This window comes from Solibacillus ferritrahens (genome assembly GCF_037027585.1).
In the GTDB taxonomy this organism is placed as follows: Bacteria; Bacillota; Bacilli; order Bacillales_A; family Planococcaceae; genus Solibacillus; species Solibacillus ferritrahens.
This window is the reverse complement of sequence record NZ_JAXCLE010000009.1, coordinates 122,812-137,512: the sequence shown is the minus strand read 5'-3', so window position 1 is coordinate 137,512 and position 14,701 is coordinate 122,812. Positions and strand designations below refer to the sequence as shown.

Annotated in this window: 15 protein-coding genes; all 15 read right to left on the bottom strand. The window is 34.1% G+C overall.

The features are described from left to right. Nucleotides 1–17: 17 nt before the first annotated feature. The 15 genes from SNE38_RS10925 to SNE38_RS10855 all read right to left on the bottom strand — a co-directional run bounded on the left by SNE38_RS10925 (nt 18) and on the right by SNE38_RS10855 (nt 14,701). Entirely contained in the window at nt 18–788 is a 771-nt protein-coding gene (locus SNE38_RS10925; protein ID WP_191702639.1) for a PP2C family protein-serine/threonine phosphatase, read from the bottom strand. Between the two features lie 66 nt (nt 789–854). Next, nucleotides 855–1,379: an FHA domain-containing protein gene (locus SNE38_RS10920; RefSeq protein ID WP_191702608.1), complete on the bottom strand. Its 525-nt coding sequence runs from the start codon at nt 1,377–1,379 to the stop codon at nt 855–857. Between the two features lie 32 nt (nt 1,380–1,411). After that, entirely contained in the window at nt 1,412–1,996 is a 585-nt protein-coding gene (locus SNE38_RS10915) for an FHA domain-containing protein (RefSeq protein WP_191702607.1), read from the bottom strand. 31 nt (nt 1,997–2,027) lie between these two features. Next, on the bottom strand, nt 2,028–2,453 hold the full coding sequence (locus tag SNE38_RS10910) for a J domain-containing protein (RefSeq protein WP_336046483.1): 426 nt from the start codon (nt 2,451–2,453) through the stop codon (nt 2,028–2,030). Nucleotides 2,454–2,533: 80 nt separating this feature from the next. Continuing rightward, nucleotides 2,534–2,959 carry a membrane-associated protease 1 gene (locus SNE38_RS10905; RefSeq protein ID WP_191702605.1) on the bottom strand — a complete coding sequence of 142 codons (426 nt, stop codon included), beginning with the start codon at nt 2,957–2,959 and terminating at the stop codon, nt 2,534–2,536. Between the two features lie 213 nt (nt 2,960–3,172). Beyond that, the gene (locus SNE38_RS10900) at nt 3,173–5,341 is read right to left on the bottom strand and encodes a transcriptional regulator (RefSeq protein WP_191702604.1); all 2,169 of its coding nucleotides are present in this window, start codon (nt 5,339–5,341) and stop codon (nt 3,173–3,175) included. Nucleotides 5,342–5,746: 405 nt separating this feature from the next. Beyond that, complete coding sequence (locus tag SNE38_RS10895) at nt 5,747–6,634, bottom strand: serine/threonine protein kinase (protein ID WP_225223627.1); 888 nt, start codon at nt 6,632–6,634, stop codon at nt 5,747–5,749. Between the two features lie 235 nt (nt 6,635–6,869). Continuing rightward, on the bottom strand, nt 6,870–8,015 hold the full coding sequence (gene rpsA, locus SNE38_RS10890) for a 30S ribosomal protein S1 (protein ID WP_191702603.1): 1,146 nt from the start codon (nt 8,013–8,015) through the stop codon (nt 6,870–6,872). A gap of 114 nt (nt 8,016–8,129) precedes the next feature. Then, nucleotides 8,130–8,804: a (d)CMP kinase gene (cmk, locus tag SNE38_RS10885; protein WP_191702602.1), complete on the bottom strand. Its 675-nt coding sequence runs from the start codon at nt 8,802–8,804 to the stop codon at nt 8,130–8,132. 169 nt (nt 8,805–8,973) lie between these two features. Next, a complete protein-coding gene (locus SNE38_RS10880; RefSeq protein WP_191702601.1) occupies nt 8,974–9,624 on the bottom strand; it encodes a flagellar brake protein in 651 nt (216 codons plus the stop codon). Nucleotides 9,625–9,707: 83 nt separating this feature from the next. Beyond that, nucleotides 9,708–10,991, bottom strand: a complete 1,284-nt coding sequence (locus SNE38_RS10875) for a PepSY1/2 domain-containing protein (protein WP_336046482.1) — start codon at nt 10,989–10,991, stop codon at nt 9,708–9,710. Between the two features lie 13 nt (nt 10,992–11,004). Continuing rightward, entirely contained in the window at nt 11,005–11,820 is an 816-nt protein-coding gene (gene sleB / locus SNE38_RS10870) for a spore cortex-lytic enzyme (protein ID WP_191702599.1), read from the bottom strand. Nucleotides 11,821–11,953: 133 nt separating this feature from the next. Next, a complete protein-coding gene (gene prsW, locus SNE38_RS10865; protein ID WP_191702598.1) occupies nt 11,954–12,628 on the bottom strand; it encodes a glutamic-type intramembrane protease PrsW in 675 nt (224 codons plus the stop codon). Between the two features lie 127 nt (nt 12,629–12,755). Then, entirely contained in the window at nt 12,756–13,721 is a 966-nt protein-coding gene (locus SNE38_RS10860) for an asparaginase (RefSeq protein WP_336046481.1), read from the bottom strand. A 5-nt stretch (nt 13,722–13,726) separates the two neighbouring features. After that, nucleotides 13,727–14,701 carry a YpdA family putative bacillithiol disulfide reductase gene (locus SNE38_RS10855; protein WP_336046480.1) on the bottom strand — a complete coding sequence of 325 codons (975 nt, stop codon included), beginning with the start codon at nt 14,699–14,701 and terminating at the stop codon, nt 13,727–13,729.

Here is a 14,701-nt window from a genome sequence, read left to right as displayed (position 1 = left end):
ACACGCCCATTTATTCATCACACTTTTTCGAGTATAACGATTGTTGCATTATCTTGGTTTTTCAAATGTTTTTTTTCAATGACATGAATAATGTTACTAGCAATATCATAGGGAGCAGCATTCTGAGAAAGTAATGCTTCCAGTTCTACTTCTGTTAACGCATCATAAATTCCATCACTAAAAAGACAAATTTTATCTCCTGTAAATAGTTGAATAGGTTTTTTACCAACATCAAAGTTTTTAAACCCTTCATAGCCTAAATAATTAATCAGTCTCTTTTTTAAAGGATTTTCCTGTATTTCTATTTGCGAAATTTCTCCTGCTATATAACGCTCTTTTAACACATTTTCAAAAATATGTTTTTCATTTAATGCAAGAAATTCTCCTTTTCGGAATATCGTAATGATACTATCTCCAACAGCTCCCCAATGAAGATAACCTTCTTCATCGATAATTACTGCTACTAATGTTGTTCCACCATTCGAACCATTTAAATTTTGAACAATTTGTTTATTACTTTTTACAGCTGTAGCTTTAAAAAATTCCTGTATATTTGTTAAATTTCCTAGTGCAGTAAAGGCCTCTATAAATGTAGTGACAGCCACTGTACTTGCCATACGACCATTTGCCAAGCCACTAATTCCGTCTGCTAAAACAGCCATTGTCCCATTTTTTGTTTCACAAGTTGCAAAATAATCATCTTGTTCTTCTCTAGCTCCAATCGTTTGAGCATTTCCTATCTCTATATGTCTATTCTCCTCTTTATTTATGAGAATATTTCGAATCATCAATAGGGAGATTATAATGAGAATTAAAAGAATTAATATTATATAAGACAATACTTCCACCTCTCATCATTCCCCATTTTGGTTGTTTTCCCATTCAAAATGAACACCACATAAAGGGATAAATAGGAATATACTGCTTCCTAACTGTATTACATCATATGCAGCTAGTTCCGTAGGGGTATATACCGCCTCATTATTAAGGTAAGCTAATCCTGAAGCGTCTCCAGGAAGGAGATAGAAGTTTCTCTTTTTAGGGTCATAGACAATTACCGCATGATTGCGTTTGGAAATTGTATTATCCCCTATAATTCGAATATGCATATCCTCATCTCGGCCGATAAAATTCTTCTCCGATAGAATTCGATAATCTCTTCCTAATTGTGGTCCTTCAATACAAACTAACCATCCTGTTACTGGATTAATTCCATCCATTTCCCCTAAATACGGCATTGTTTTATCATCAGCTTCAGCAACAGCTACAGATTGACTGGCCATTTTAGGTTCATCTACTATGACATTACAATAAGGACAAATATTTCGGTGTCTTCTTGAACTAAACATATGACCATTTGTGCATCTAATTAAACTCATATTATTATCTCCCTTTGCTATCGCTTTTATCTCTATTTCACTAACATCCTAGTATTTGCTATGTATATTGTGTCTCCGCTGCTTATTGGATGTGGACTACCTTCACTTAACTGATTTTTCATCAATTTATTTGCTTTTTTAATACCTACACTGTTTATAGCGTCTATATCTTCGATGTACCATTTTCCTGACACGCAATTTAAAACAGCGTGTTCGAGGCTAATTAATGATTCGTAATCTGTCCCAGTTAAATCGATGTCCACGTTATTATCTTGAGAGCTTTTTCCAATAATTAGAGCTGTTTCATCTTCTATAATCCATTCATCTATTTCATCTCCTTGATTATTAAGGAGGACAATCTTCCTAATTTTAGTATTACTAGATGTTACCGGTCTTGTTTCATACAAAATAACTCCATAAATACACATGACAATCACAAAAATACTTCCTAATATAACTTTCAACAACATATTCTCACCTATTATGAAAACAAAAAAAATAAAAAAGCACGCTATCACTACTATTGCGATATCTATACTTTTAACTATTTTTTGATTTCTTTTTTGATTTCTCTTATTTTTTGTATATGCACTTATTGAAACTTTTTCATCTTTCATACATGCTCTCTCCCATAAAAAAATTATTACTTTACTTATTGAAATAACGTTCAAATAAATCACTTGTATCTATAGGATTCTTTTTTCCTTTATGAGATTTCGATTGCATTTCTTTTGATTTAGGATTAAATCCAAAAAATTGTTCAAAGTTCTTTTCCATATCATGTATATTAAACGCCTGTTTACTTTCGGAAGTCTGTTTATTAGCTGTATTTCTAGCTTTTCTTTTATCGTGATTATGGGAAGCATTTTCTAACTGCCTATCATATTCTTCTCTAGATGTTTTATTTTTTAGAACCGTATAGGCTTCCTGTACTTCTAAAAAAATCTTTTCTGCATCCTTACTACCACCATTAACATCTGGATGATATTTTTTTGAGAGCTTTCTATAAGCAAGCTTTATTTGATCCTGTGATGCATCCTTTGAAACACTTAACGTTTCATAATGTGTTTTCATAGTAGCTCTCTCCTTTTTGTTCCCTTATTAAAATTATCTAAGGAGCGTTTTAAGCCCCTTAGATAAGAAGATGGCTGTTATTAAACAGCATAACCGCCTTCGATTTTAGCTAAATCTGTTTTGTCTTTCTTCTGCTTGATGAATAAAGTGAATTCTCCAATACCTTCTGTATCACCAAAGCGCTCCGTGTAATCAACAACAAACGCATTTGGGAAATTAACTTTTCGTACTACTTGATCAGCTGAAATAACTTCAAGTGTTACTTTTCGATAGCAATCTGCTTTTTCTGCTGGCACTAATGACCATAATGCTAACTTCATCGTATCATCAGCATTATCACCATCTGTCGCTGTAAGAATTTTCCCTTTAATTTTTAATGTTGCTCCTACATCTGTAGAGCGTGCATTTGAGTCATTTGGAGTATCTGTTTCATACTCAACAGCAATAATGCTGTCTAACCCTAATTCAATTGCTTCTGATCCTTCTACTTTTAATACAAAGCCCATTCATATTCCTCCAAAGTTTTTTTATTTGAATTACCTCTACCGTTATACATAAATAGAATCTATCCTACGAATTTCAACCATTTCATAATATAAAATTATGAAATATGTACAAATTCATCTAGTAAAACGGCAAGGAATTCATATTTATGTTAAAAAGCTTATATGATATAAACCTTTTACATACTAATTACTGTAGACTTTAAGAATCCTTTTTTATGCTTTAACAGCACTTGTCCCTTTTGTAATCGAGACCTCAAGATTTTTAACATTTCCATTGAACACCAAATCAATCTGACATAAACTAGTCTTTTCATCGATAATGTAGCCTATATCATCGCCCTCTTGAATAACGGAGTTTACATAGCCTTTATCATTTATCCACTGACTTTTTTGACTAGATGGATTGTTACTAAAGAAGCGAACAATATTCTCGTGTTTAAAGTCACCTGATTGGAACCGGAGTATTCTTTCAATATAAGTACTTACTTGTGTTTTATAGATGGAGTCGAATCCATCTTCTTCCATAGCTAAGCTTCTAGCTTTATATACTGTGATTCTTTTAATATCTTTTCCTTGTAACTGTGCATTTTCTGATGAGAATACAAAGCCAAAGTTTTTGCTATTAATAGAATCCTTAATATTATTTGTGAAGCCAGAAATTTCCTTGGCCATTGTCGTTACGGCTTTTAATGAATTGTCACCCGCTTCAATATCAAATCGAACTCCTGGGTAACCTCTTTTCACATTTCTGAAAGATTCTTTTAAATATTCTGGGCACTGATAAGCGGATGCAAGACCAGCTGCTACATAGCTAGCTCCTACATAAACCCCCTCTATCCAAAGCTTTAAAATGTCTTCCTTTTCCTTAGATAATCGCGCTCCATTTTCAAGAGCTTCCATTTTTGTATCAATTACTACTCCTGATTTATCTTTAGGAATAATTGTGAAGTTAGGTAAACAAGGAATAGCAAACTCACTATAATCTTTTCTCATTAAAGGTGCGCATTTATCAATTAAACGATCAATACCAGCAGTTGCGATTGCATTAAAAGTTGTCGTTTCTTCTGCTATAAAGTTGAAGAATATTTGTAATTTATAATCCTTTACCGTATCTAAAAGCATAGATAGCGATTCCATTGTATTTCCTTCTAATTTTGCAACCTTTTCATTGCCTTTAAATCTTGCTCTACTAACTTTAGCTTTACCGGAAGCCTCTAACTCAATTGCCGGCACAATGCCATACCAGATAGTATCTGTAAAGTCATTTTTAGAGTTAACCGTATTTAAAAAGGCTCTTAGACGTGGAAGATTATTACTTTTAACAAGCATATCTAACTTTGTATTCGTAACAATTAATGATGGCTGCATCCCTCTGTTTTTCGTTGCATACTGATCGAAGTACATTTTCACACCTAAAATCTTCTCTACTAAAGGCTTAACGGTCTTTACGAATTCGTCCTTCGCATCTTTGTAAAACTCTAAATATGTATTATAGTTTTGAACTTCCGTCTCTACATCGATGCTATTTTGAATCATTGGCAATGGAGCAAAAGTTCTTACTACCAAATCTTTAACATATGAAGAATTTGACTCAGAAATTGCTTCATAATCTTCTTCAAAAATTGTACTTAAACCATTATTTCCGTCACCTGAAATAACCATTAGCTCTGAACTATCTGGTTTAGGTGCTTCAATGATTTTTAATTCACCCTTTTCTCCAATCGAAAGGGTCCCTATTTGAAATTTTTCAGATGCATCTGCTTCTTGATTAGCACCTAATAATAATCTCGTTTTTATATCTTCAATCGCTAAAGGTAACATGGCCATAACATTATTATAATTTTTACTTGCTACTTCAAACATTAAGTTAAGCTTATCTCCCATATCTAACTTCTTTGGGTCATTCTCTTCTAATTTTTCGTATTCCCCGTGTAGATAGTGGATTTCTTTTCTCACTTGGCGAATATCATCCATTACTTTTTTAGGGGAAATCATATCTAATAAGTTTTCAAACTTAAAATCAACGTTTGTTATTCCTTGACTTCTTTTTGTATCGATAAGCGTAAATAGCATTTTTAAAAAATCATTATTTTGATCAATAGGAATTTCTGAAATACAATCTTCCTGAATTCCTTCTGGCTTTTTTAATGTATACATGACCTTTTGGTTTGCTGCATTATAAAACGAATAAACCGTTGGAGAAAACTTGTCTAAAAATTCATCAAAACTTTTAACAAGCAGGTACTGATTAATTTCTTTAATTTTTTCATCACTAAGACTATCAATATCTTTTACGTCACCAACAAGCGTAATTAAATCTAATTTTTCTGGATTAATTTCTTCAAAAAGCATTGTTCTGTTCGTTTGATTAATAATCTCCATTTATACGGCTGCACAATTCCACAGCCATCCCTCCAATTCATAAATTGATTAATGGTTCCTTATACTTATTAACTTAGAAAAGGCAAAAAAATTTTGTTCATGCTAAGTTGGATATATTTATAAACAATTTATTTGAATTTATACCAAAATAAGGTAATTAGTACAAAAAAATAAACAATAAAAATTAATACTGTATATAGGTTAATAAATGCGTTTCAAACATCCAACTTTTACCTAAATATACAATATAACTAATTATTGTCAATTGTTATAAATGTATTTTTTTACCATACTGAGAGATAATATTGATGGAAAATAATATTATTTCCCTAATTTTCAATTTTAAGAATTTCATATCTAACCCTAAAAATGTCGATTTTTAACATTTTTATGGATTTAGTACAATTACTTAAAATATTTATCAATCAAAAGCGCCAATTTAATAAAATTTAAGGAAAAACACCGTTTCCTTTGAGCTAATGCCAAACTCCAACTAATTATCATAGATAACAGTAAAGTGATTTTCCGATTATTTGATTTTACACTACTTATTTTTCCTGTAATTAATCTTTGGGAAATATCAATCGGTACGACATCCGTTAAAGAATAGTATAACGTAGCAGCAAAGCCGTATATATCAGTTTTTATACCTTGTTTTGCTTTTTTAGAATATTGTTCTAATGCTGAATATCCTGGTGTTGTAAAAATAGAAGCCTCCTCATTATTTTTATAAAAAATAGCTGAACCAAAATCCAATAAAAAGACATTTTTTTTCGAATCTATCATAATATTACTAGGTTTTATATCCCGATGAATAATCCCCTTCTTGTGAATATAATGTAATGCATTTATTAATGGTATAAAAATACTATTAAATAAACTATGTCTCTTATGTAAAGGAATACTTTTTAAATACTGGTTCAATGTAATCCCATCATAATATTCGGTAACTATATAAGCAGTGTTATTCTCTTCAAAATGTGATATATACTTTATAATATTATCGTGAGATAGTTGTTGCAGAATGATTGCCTCATGTAAAAAATTTTGCTTCAGCGCATCAAATTTCCCCTTAGAAGATGGCAAACGGTTAATTATCGTTTTATTATCTAAATCACGTATGGCAATTGATTTTGGATAAAATTCTTTAATTATGATTTGATCTTCTGTTAAAATATTTTTACCTTTATAAACAATTGAAACTTCACTTACAGAAATAATCATTTCAATTTTATAAAGATTATTTAAAATACAATTTATACTTAAAGTTATCCCATCCCTTATTTTTTCCAACGAGCTAGCCTCCTTCCCCTTATATTTTCAAACTATTTATATAAAACTGACTCAAGATTAATTTTTATTTAATTCACATATATTGTCAATATATATAATTTTAGGAGGGTATTATATGATTTTCTTTTATAATTAATTATAGAAAAAACACCTTTAGAATAATGTATGGTTACATACCTATTCCAAAGATGTTTTAGTTGGCTTAAGATTAAGTTGGTCTAAAGCTTTATTTTAGTTAATTTTTATTAAAACCCTTTAATTGGTCACCGATCACGTCGCTGAATGAGAAGCCTTTATTTTCTTCCGGAAGCTCATAATCGAAATCTTCTTCTGCAGCTGAATCTTCCTGTAATGCTTTAATACTTAAAGCAAGACGTTTTTCATCAGCATTCACTTCTAGCACCTTAACTTCCACTTCTTGTCCATCTTTTAATGCTTCATGTGGTGTATTAATATGCTTGTGTGAAATTTGAGAAATATGAACTAGTCCCTCTACACCCGGGAATACTTCAACGAACGCACCAAACGTAACAAGACGCTTAACAGTACCTGTTAATACAGAACCCTTTGCAGCCTTTTCCGTAATGTTTGTCCATGGACCAGGCAATGTATCCTTAATCGATAGCGATACACGCTCATTTTGAATATCAACTGACAGGACTTTAACCTTTACAGGTTGTCCTTCCTGTAAAACGGTAGAAATATCTTCTACATGCTCATGAGCAACTTGCGAAATATGGACTAAGCCGTCAATGCCGCCTAAATCAATAAAAGCACCGAATTTTGCTAAACGTTGCACCGTGCCTTCCAATACATCGCCTTGATTGATGTTTTGAATAACCTGTTGCTTTTTCGAAGCCTTTTCTTCCTCAAGTACCGCACGATGAGATAAAATAAGTCGACCTTTGTCTTTATCTAATTCTGTAATTTTTAATCGTAAAGTCTTTCCTTTATAGTCTTCAAAATCTTCTACAAAGTAATCCTCTACCAGTGATGCGGGAACGAAACCACGAACGCCTAAATCTACGACAAGTCCGCCTTTTACAACATCTTTTATTTCCGCTTCGAAAATTTCCCCGGATTCGAATTTCACTTTTAGCTTATCCCATGCTTGAAGTGCATCGACTTTTCGCTTTGATAAAACAAAATTTTCTTCCTCAACTTTCGTAATCATTAGCTCAAGCTGATCTCCAACTGAAACTATATCGGAAGCTTTTTCAATGTGTAAGCTTGAAAGTTCGCTAATAGGTATAATTCCATCAAAAGGTGCCCCCTCGATAGAAACTGTCACTGACTTCTCTTCAACTTGTACAGCAACACCTTTCACAATATCTCCTTCTTGAAATTTTTGGTTTAACCCTAAATTCATTTCCTCAGACATATGTAGCCCTCCTTCGCATTATCCACCTTTATTTTATTCCAAATGTTCAACAAAGACAAAAAATAACCCTTTATTTTCAGAAATTTCATGCGTTACAAAGGATAACCATATAATTTAGCTCATTTTTCGCTGTGCTAAATCTATAATTTCCTGTGCAGCTTCTTCAATTGATAAATGTGTTGTATCTAAAAATAGTGCATCTTCTGCCTGGATAAGTGGTGATGCTTCACGTTCGCTGTCTAGCTTGTCCCGGAGTGCGATTTCCTGTTGCAATGTTTCAATTGTAGAAGGGATTCCTCGTCGTTCATTATCAAGGAAGCGACGGCGTGCTCGTTCTTCAACAGTTGCCGACATGAAGATTTTAAGCTCTGCATCTTTTAATACATGTGTTGCAATATCTCGTCCATCCATTACAACTCCACCATCTGCTGCCAGCCTTTGTTGCATTGAGACCAATATTTCACGAATATTCGCATGTGCCGCGACTTCCGAAACATTTGCAGTTACCTCATTTGAACGGATTGCTTCAGACACATTTTGTCCATCTACAAAAACAATTTGCCCCTGCTCTGATGGCTTTAGTGTTATTGCTGTGTTTTGCAGCATTGTTTCTATAGACTTTGCGTCATGTAATTGTATGTTTTCATTCAATGCTTTATACGTAACAGCTCGATACATTGCTCCTGTATCGATATACGTAAATTGAAGTGCCTCGGCCACTATTTTTGCAATTGTACTTTTACCTGCCCCTGCTGGACCATCAATTGCAATTTGAATTTTTTTAACCATAATTAAATCCCTACTTTCCGTAGTTATTGTATCATAACCTGAAAAATATTTACCTTCATTTCAATCTAATTTTTACTTAGAATTTTTTTCGCGATTTTATAAAAAAGGCAAATATATATTTAAAAAAGATCTAAAAAGTGGGATACTTTTTAGATCTTCACATTGCTTATTATATTTCGTTCAATTCTTTTTTCCTGATTAACACTTGACGCTCAAAGCAGAAGCGCACAATTTGTTGTTTATCAAAATCCTCGGTATCTGCAAATTGTAATGACGCCACTAGAATTCCATCCCGCTCGAAAATTTTGACTACTTCAGAGTTTGTCTCAACGTACCGGATCTCTCCATTTACAAACGGTAGCACGATTAAAGAATTTACCGTGTCACCTTCATTAAAATTCACTGGGGTTTTTAACCGAATTAAACTGCCGCCCGCGCTAATATCATCAGCAACGAGCTGGAATTTCTGTCCTTTATGCTCCACTGCAATATCTACAGGTGTTTCGACACGAACATATTGTCGACGTTGAATTTTTATGAATTCATCAGCAGCAGGATGTGCGAGGATGATCATCTGTACATCCCCGCCTTTACGCCCTAAAACTTCCGTGTTAAAAGAATAGGTATCCATATCGCTACTGAATGTTACTCGAAATTGTGCACCATCTATTAAAAAAGCTGTTTTCTTCGTTGCTACATTAATCGGATAATCAATATAAATCATATTGTTTTGTTTTTCTACAATACGACATTTGAATTTTTCAATTTTTTCCGTATATGTTGGTTCTAATGTTAATTGTGTTCCAATTTTAAGTTCCATTTTTTCTCTCTCCGTTACAAATATAATGATAATCCATTATCTCACGGGAAAGGAAATTTAGCTATATTTTTACAATTGGTTAATTAATTTAGCTTTTCATTTTTTATTACTTCATGCGTTTCTGCATCGATTACAATACGAAAAGTATCGTTGGATTGATTATTTAGCCTTGCAATTACTTCATAACATTTGCGCAGCTGCAGATTTTTGTTAGCTGTATAGATTTTTTTCATTTCCTCTACAGAGACCTGGTCGGAAAAGAACTCTTCCCAATCGATAGGTACTTCACCCTGAGCCGTTATTTTTTCCTCCTGTATATATTCCATAGCATTGACCCCTAAAATTTCCGCATTGTCTTTTGCTACTTTCACCTGAATACTGTCTGGATATACTAGCGCTTCATCTTCACCATGTACTCTAGAAAATACGAAATGCCATGCTTCATGGTTTTCTCTTGATTCGGAAAGTTTCACGTCGGAATAACCGACTTTTTTCATAAATCTTTCGGCAGTATTCAAAATCTCCTCATGTGATAGTGGATGTTTTTTCACTGGTCTTTCAAGTAAAAACGAGAGAAGATGACCGCCATTTTCTGTTATATCGGCATAACCAATTTTCGAACCATGGATAAACTGGATATGATAAAAAGGATATGGGGCATCATCGCTGCTTTTTGTGACCGTAACAAGTGCATCATCAATATTCGGGAAGAAGTTTTTGAATTTCTTTATTGCCTCACTTTTTGTGATTTTTTCATCCTTTATATGTTGTAAGTCTCGCTTTTTTTCATAATCTGACTCACTTGCAGTTAAAGGGAAATCGGTTTCATTATATGTTTTTAGTTGTTTGGAAACATTCATAAATGGTGATTCACTTAAATCTGTTGTATGGTTTGTCGACCATTTTTTCATGTCACCATCATTTTCATAAAATGCTACTGTTGCTGTATTCCACTCTTCTGCAAATGCATGTAAATTGGCTGCAACGGTAGTCATTTTATTGCGCCAATTTTCATAATCTCCCGTTTGTGCTGCTTGCTTTGCATTATCACCGATTCTCCCTAAATAGCGCATCCATTCATTTTGAACTTCCGGCTGTATCGGCAAATTGGCTACAGACTTTCTTAAATCACTGCTCATGCGCCAAATCGAATCTAATTCATTATTCAACGCTTTTTCATCTTGAAATAGTAAAGATTGCTCGACTGTTGAATGTAATGTTGACAATTTTTCAGTTGCTGCAGACAAATCTCTTGTTTGAGCTGCAAAAACCGAACGTTCAAGTTGTTTATTTTGAGTAAATAAATCAAATGAGACAAATCCCAATATGACGATGAATAAACCTAATAAATAAGCAAAGTTTCTCATGTTTCACACCCTTTTATAAGCAAAATATATGTTCGCCGATTTGTTTAATTTGTGGTCTTGACCATATCCATTTACTTGTCGCTGTTACAGGATTGAAATAGTAAAGAGCGTTTTCAGACGGATCCCAGCCATTAATTGCATCGAGAACAGCCTGTTTAGCACGCTCATTTGGAGTTAGCCAAATTTGTCCATCTGCTACTGCTGTAAAAGCTAAAGGCTGGAATATAATTTCCGAAATTGTATCCGGAAACTCTGGAGATTCCAATCGGTTTAAAATTACCGCTGCTACAGCGACTTGTCCTTCATATGGCTCACCCCGTGCTTCTCCGTAAACAGCATTAGCCAATATTTGCAAATCCTGTTCCGAATATCCTGGTGGTAATTGCATTGAATCCGTCAAATTAGATCCTTTTCCAGACTCCTTGTTCGAGCCTGTGCCTGCAGCTGTACCGCTCTTTTTCACTTGGTCTTTCAGAGGTATACCTCCATAGTACGTAAACTGATTTCCGGCATTAATTTGCTCATGCACAAAAGCTCGATCAAAATCAGAGTTATTTACAAGCTTTTCTTTCGTTTTTTGACCTGCGATTCCGTCTACCGGAAGTCCATATTGTTCCTGGAAATTACGCAGAGCCCAATACGTTCCATATCCAAATTTCCCGTCAATTTTGCCATGATAAAAGCTTAAATATTGTAATCGTGCCTGTAGTTCAACCACATCATCCCCAAAAGCACCACGCTGCACTTCTTGATCTGAAAATGCAATTGTATGACTCGCAAAGCTACCTGACAAAATGAGTATGAATAATACAATCTTTTTCAATGACATTTCCACTCCTTTTTTAGTAGGATGGAGTTAATTAAAAAGTTTATACATTCGAAAAATATATTTGGTATATAAAATAGAGAACTTCTACGCGCAACAAAAAAGGTCTGATACAAAAAAATCTGTATCAAACCTATTATGTATCACCGCTTTGGGATAAGTGATCTATTAAATGCTCATGCGCTTGTTTGACTTTGCGTAATGCAAACGTCCAAAGGAATAGCATAAACGGCAACATTGCATACATGAAATACTCTTCCAACAATAATATCGAGTTATATATAATGTGAAGTCCAATTGGTGCAAATAAAGCGAGTGCAATATATTTTTTCTTGATTGTTTCGCTTGAAAACTTCCCTTTCCCGTAATAGTATCCCATAACCACGCCAAACAAAGCATGACTTGAAACAGGTAATAGTGCACGCATGAACGCCTGGTCCACACCAAAAGATAACAAAAAAATCACATTTTCCACAGTGGCAAACCCTAGTGATACGGCTGCGCCATATAAAATACCATCGTACGGATCATCAAATTCGACGTGCCGTAAAATAACAGCTAGAATTATGAGCCATTTTACCAACTCTTCAATCGAACTCGTAAAAATAACATTAATAAAAAAGGGATTCGTAAATGTTTCCTCTTCTTTTAAAACGAATTGTAAGAATAAAATGGGGAACGTAATAATTGCTCCATAAATAAACGATTGAAATAATGTACGCCGCGGCTCTGTATCCATTTCATTTCGTAAATAAAAGTAGCTTAAAAGGGCTAGACCCGGCGCAATTGCTGCAGATAAAACTATAAACATGTGGCCGGCTCCTTTCGATTCTTAACTTCTAAATAGTATAGCACTATTTATTTATTCACAGTTACCATTATCCAATATTTGTATAAAAACGATTAAAACTCGGTAATTTCTAACCGAGTTTTAAATATCATTGCATAAAAGAAGCATAATTTGTATCGCCATTTGCGAGCATTAATAGTAGCTTTAAACGAGCTTTTTTAGGATCAAAGTCACCCCCCATAATAACACCAGTATCTTTCAGGTTATTGGCACTACTATAATAATCATATGTAGGGAATACGCGTCCTTCCTCTGTTGATGTTGTCAGAACGACCTTTGACCCTTTTTGGCAAAGTTTTTCAATTGCACCCATCATTTGCGGTGCAACTTGACCACGTCCCGCACCAACAAGAATCACCCCATCAATATCCGCTTCATAAAGAGCATCTAAAATGATAGAGCTAGCTCCTAAATAAGCAAATACAATTTCTACCGTCGGATAACTTTCTTTTATTGCGTATACTTCTCTATGCGTTGGCTTTTGATAAATTACTACCTCATCATTATCAATAAAGCCTAACATACCGTAACCAATTGCACCAAACCCATTAATGCTTGAAGAGTGGGTTTTCTTTACATATTTTGAATGTAAAATCTTTTCATTAAATACTACGCAAATACCAATATTTTTTGCCTCATCACTCGATGCCACCAATAAGGAATTCCGTAGATTAGAATATACATCCGTTCCGATGTCCCCCGGAGATTTTTGGGATCCTGTCACAATAACCGGACGCTCATCATGTAATGTCAGCTCTAAAAAATATGCAGTTTCCTCTAGACTGTCTGTTCCGTGTGTCACCACAATTCCACTTACAGAAGGATCTTGAAAAACTTTTGTAATTGTTTTGTTCAAGTGATTTAAATTTTCAAATGTCATATGCATTGACGGGATTTGATATAAATCAATTAATTCAATATCGATATCATTTTCAAGCTGGCACATCGATAAAATAGCCTGTCCATCAAGCTTACCGGATTCTAGCTTATTTTTATCGTTTCGCGTACTGGCAATAGTTCCACCTGTTGTGATTAGCACTACTTTTTTCTTCAAAAAATTCACCCCTTATGTAATTTTTCGTGTGCAATATTTTTTGCGATTAACCCACCATGGAAGCGACCATTTTCAATAAAAATCTCATTTGCATTATTGCCTGCTGCTATAACTCCGGCAATGAACAAATTTTCGATATTCGTTTCCATCGTTTCGGGATTAAAAGAAGGTCTGCCTGTTTCATTATCAATATGAACACCCATTGCACGAATAAATCGGTGGTCCGGATGATAGCCAGTCATTGCAAAGACAATATCGTTGCCTACTGTTTCGGTAACTCCTTCTATATCTAAAATTACTTCTGTCTCACGGATTTCCTTTACTTCTGTATTAAAATGCATCGTAATTTCACCTTCGCGAACAAGCCCCAAAAATTCCGGTAGTACCCATGGCTTAATGCTTGGTGAATAATCATTGCCTCTATAAATGACCGTTACATGTGCCCCTGCTTTGTTAAGCTCCAGCGCAGCATCGATCGCTGAATTTTTGCCTCCAATAACGAGAACGTTTAAATCAAAAAAAGGATGACCTTCTTTAAAATAATGATGAACTTTCGGCAAGTCCTCACCCGCAATATTTAAATAGTTCGGATGATCATAATATCCTGTAGCAATAACTACATAAGGTGTTTCATAAATTTCTTTATCTGTTTGTACGGTAAAAAAATCATTTGTTTTTTCTACACTTTTCACCATTTCAAATCGATTGACTTGAATTTTTTTAGCTTTCACCACTTCCCGATAATAGACTAGTGCCTGATTACGCTTTGGCTTTCGTTCTTCAATAATAAATGGCACATCGCCAATAGCTAACTTCTCGCTTGTACTGAAAAATGTCTGATGTGTCGGATAGTTGTATATTGCATTGACGATATTTCCCTTTTCAATTACAAGTGGTGACAGTCCGATATTTTGTAGTTCAATCGCTGCTGATAATCCACATGGACCTCCACCGACAATGATTGCATCTACCTTTTGCAT

Excerpts from the sequence above, each read along its gene's own strand:
- SNE38_RS10925 (WP_191702639.1), bottom strand. The coding sequence starts at position 788 with ATGATTCGAAATATTCTCATAAATAAAGAGGAGAATAGACATATAGAG.
- SNE38_RS10920 (WP_191702608.1), bottom strand. The coding sequence starts at position 1,379 with ATGAGTTTAATTAGATGCACAAATGGTCATATGTTTAGTTCAAGAAGA.
- SNE38_RS10915 (WP_191702607.1), bottom strand. The coding sequence starts at position 1,996 with ATGAAAGATGAAAAAGTTTCAATAAGTGCATATACAAAAAATAAGAGA.
- SNE38_RS10910 (WP_336046483.1), bottom strand. The coding sequence starts at position 2,453 with ATGAAAACACATTATGAAACGTTAAGTGTTTCAAAGGATGCATCACAG.
- SNE38_RS10905 (WP_191702605.1), bottom strand. The coding sequence starts at position 2,959 with ATGGGCTTTGTATTAAAAGTAGAAGGATCAGAAGCAATTGAATTAGGG.
- SNE38_RS10900 (WP_191702604.1), bottom strand. The coding sequence starts at position 5,341 with ATGGAGATTATTAATCAAACGAACAGAACAATGCTTTTTGAAGAAATT.
- rpsA (WP_191702603.1), bottom strand. The coding sequence starts at position 8,015 with ATGTCTGAGGAAATGAATTTAGGGTTAAACCAAAAATTTCAAGAAGGA.
- cmk (WP_191702602.1), bottom strand. The coding sequence starts at position 8,804 with ATGGTTAAAAAAATTCAAATTGCAATTGATGGTCCAGCAGGGGCAGGT.
- SNE38_RS10880 (WP_191702601.1), bottom strand. The coding sequence starts at position 9,624 with ATGGAACTTAAAATTGGAACACAATTAACATTAGAACCAACATATACG.
- SNE38_RS10875 (WP_336046482.1), bottom strand. The coding sequence starts at position 10,991 with ATGAGAAACTTTGCTTATTTATTAGGTTTATTCATCGTCATATTGGGA.
- sleB (WP_191702599.1), bottom strand. The coding sequence starts at position 11,820 with ATGTCATTGAAAAAGATTGTATTATTCATACTCATTTTGTCAGGTAGC.
- prsW (WP_191702598.1), bottom strand. The coding sequence starts at position 12,628 with ATGTTTATAGTTTTATCTGCAGCAATTGCGCCGGGTCTAGCCCTTTTA.
- SNE38_RS10855 (WP_336046480.1), bottom strand. The coding sequence starts at position 14,701 with ATGCAAAAGGTAGATGCAATCATTGTCGGTGGAGGTCCATGTGGATTA.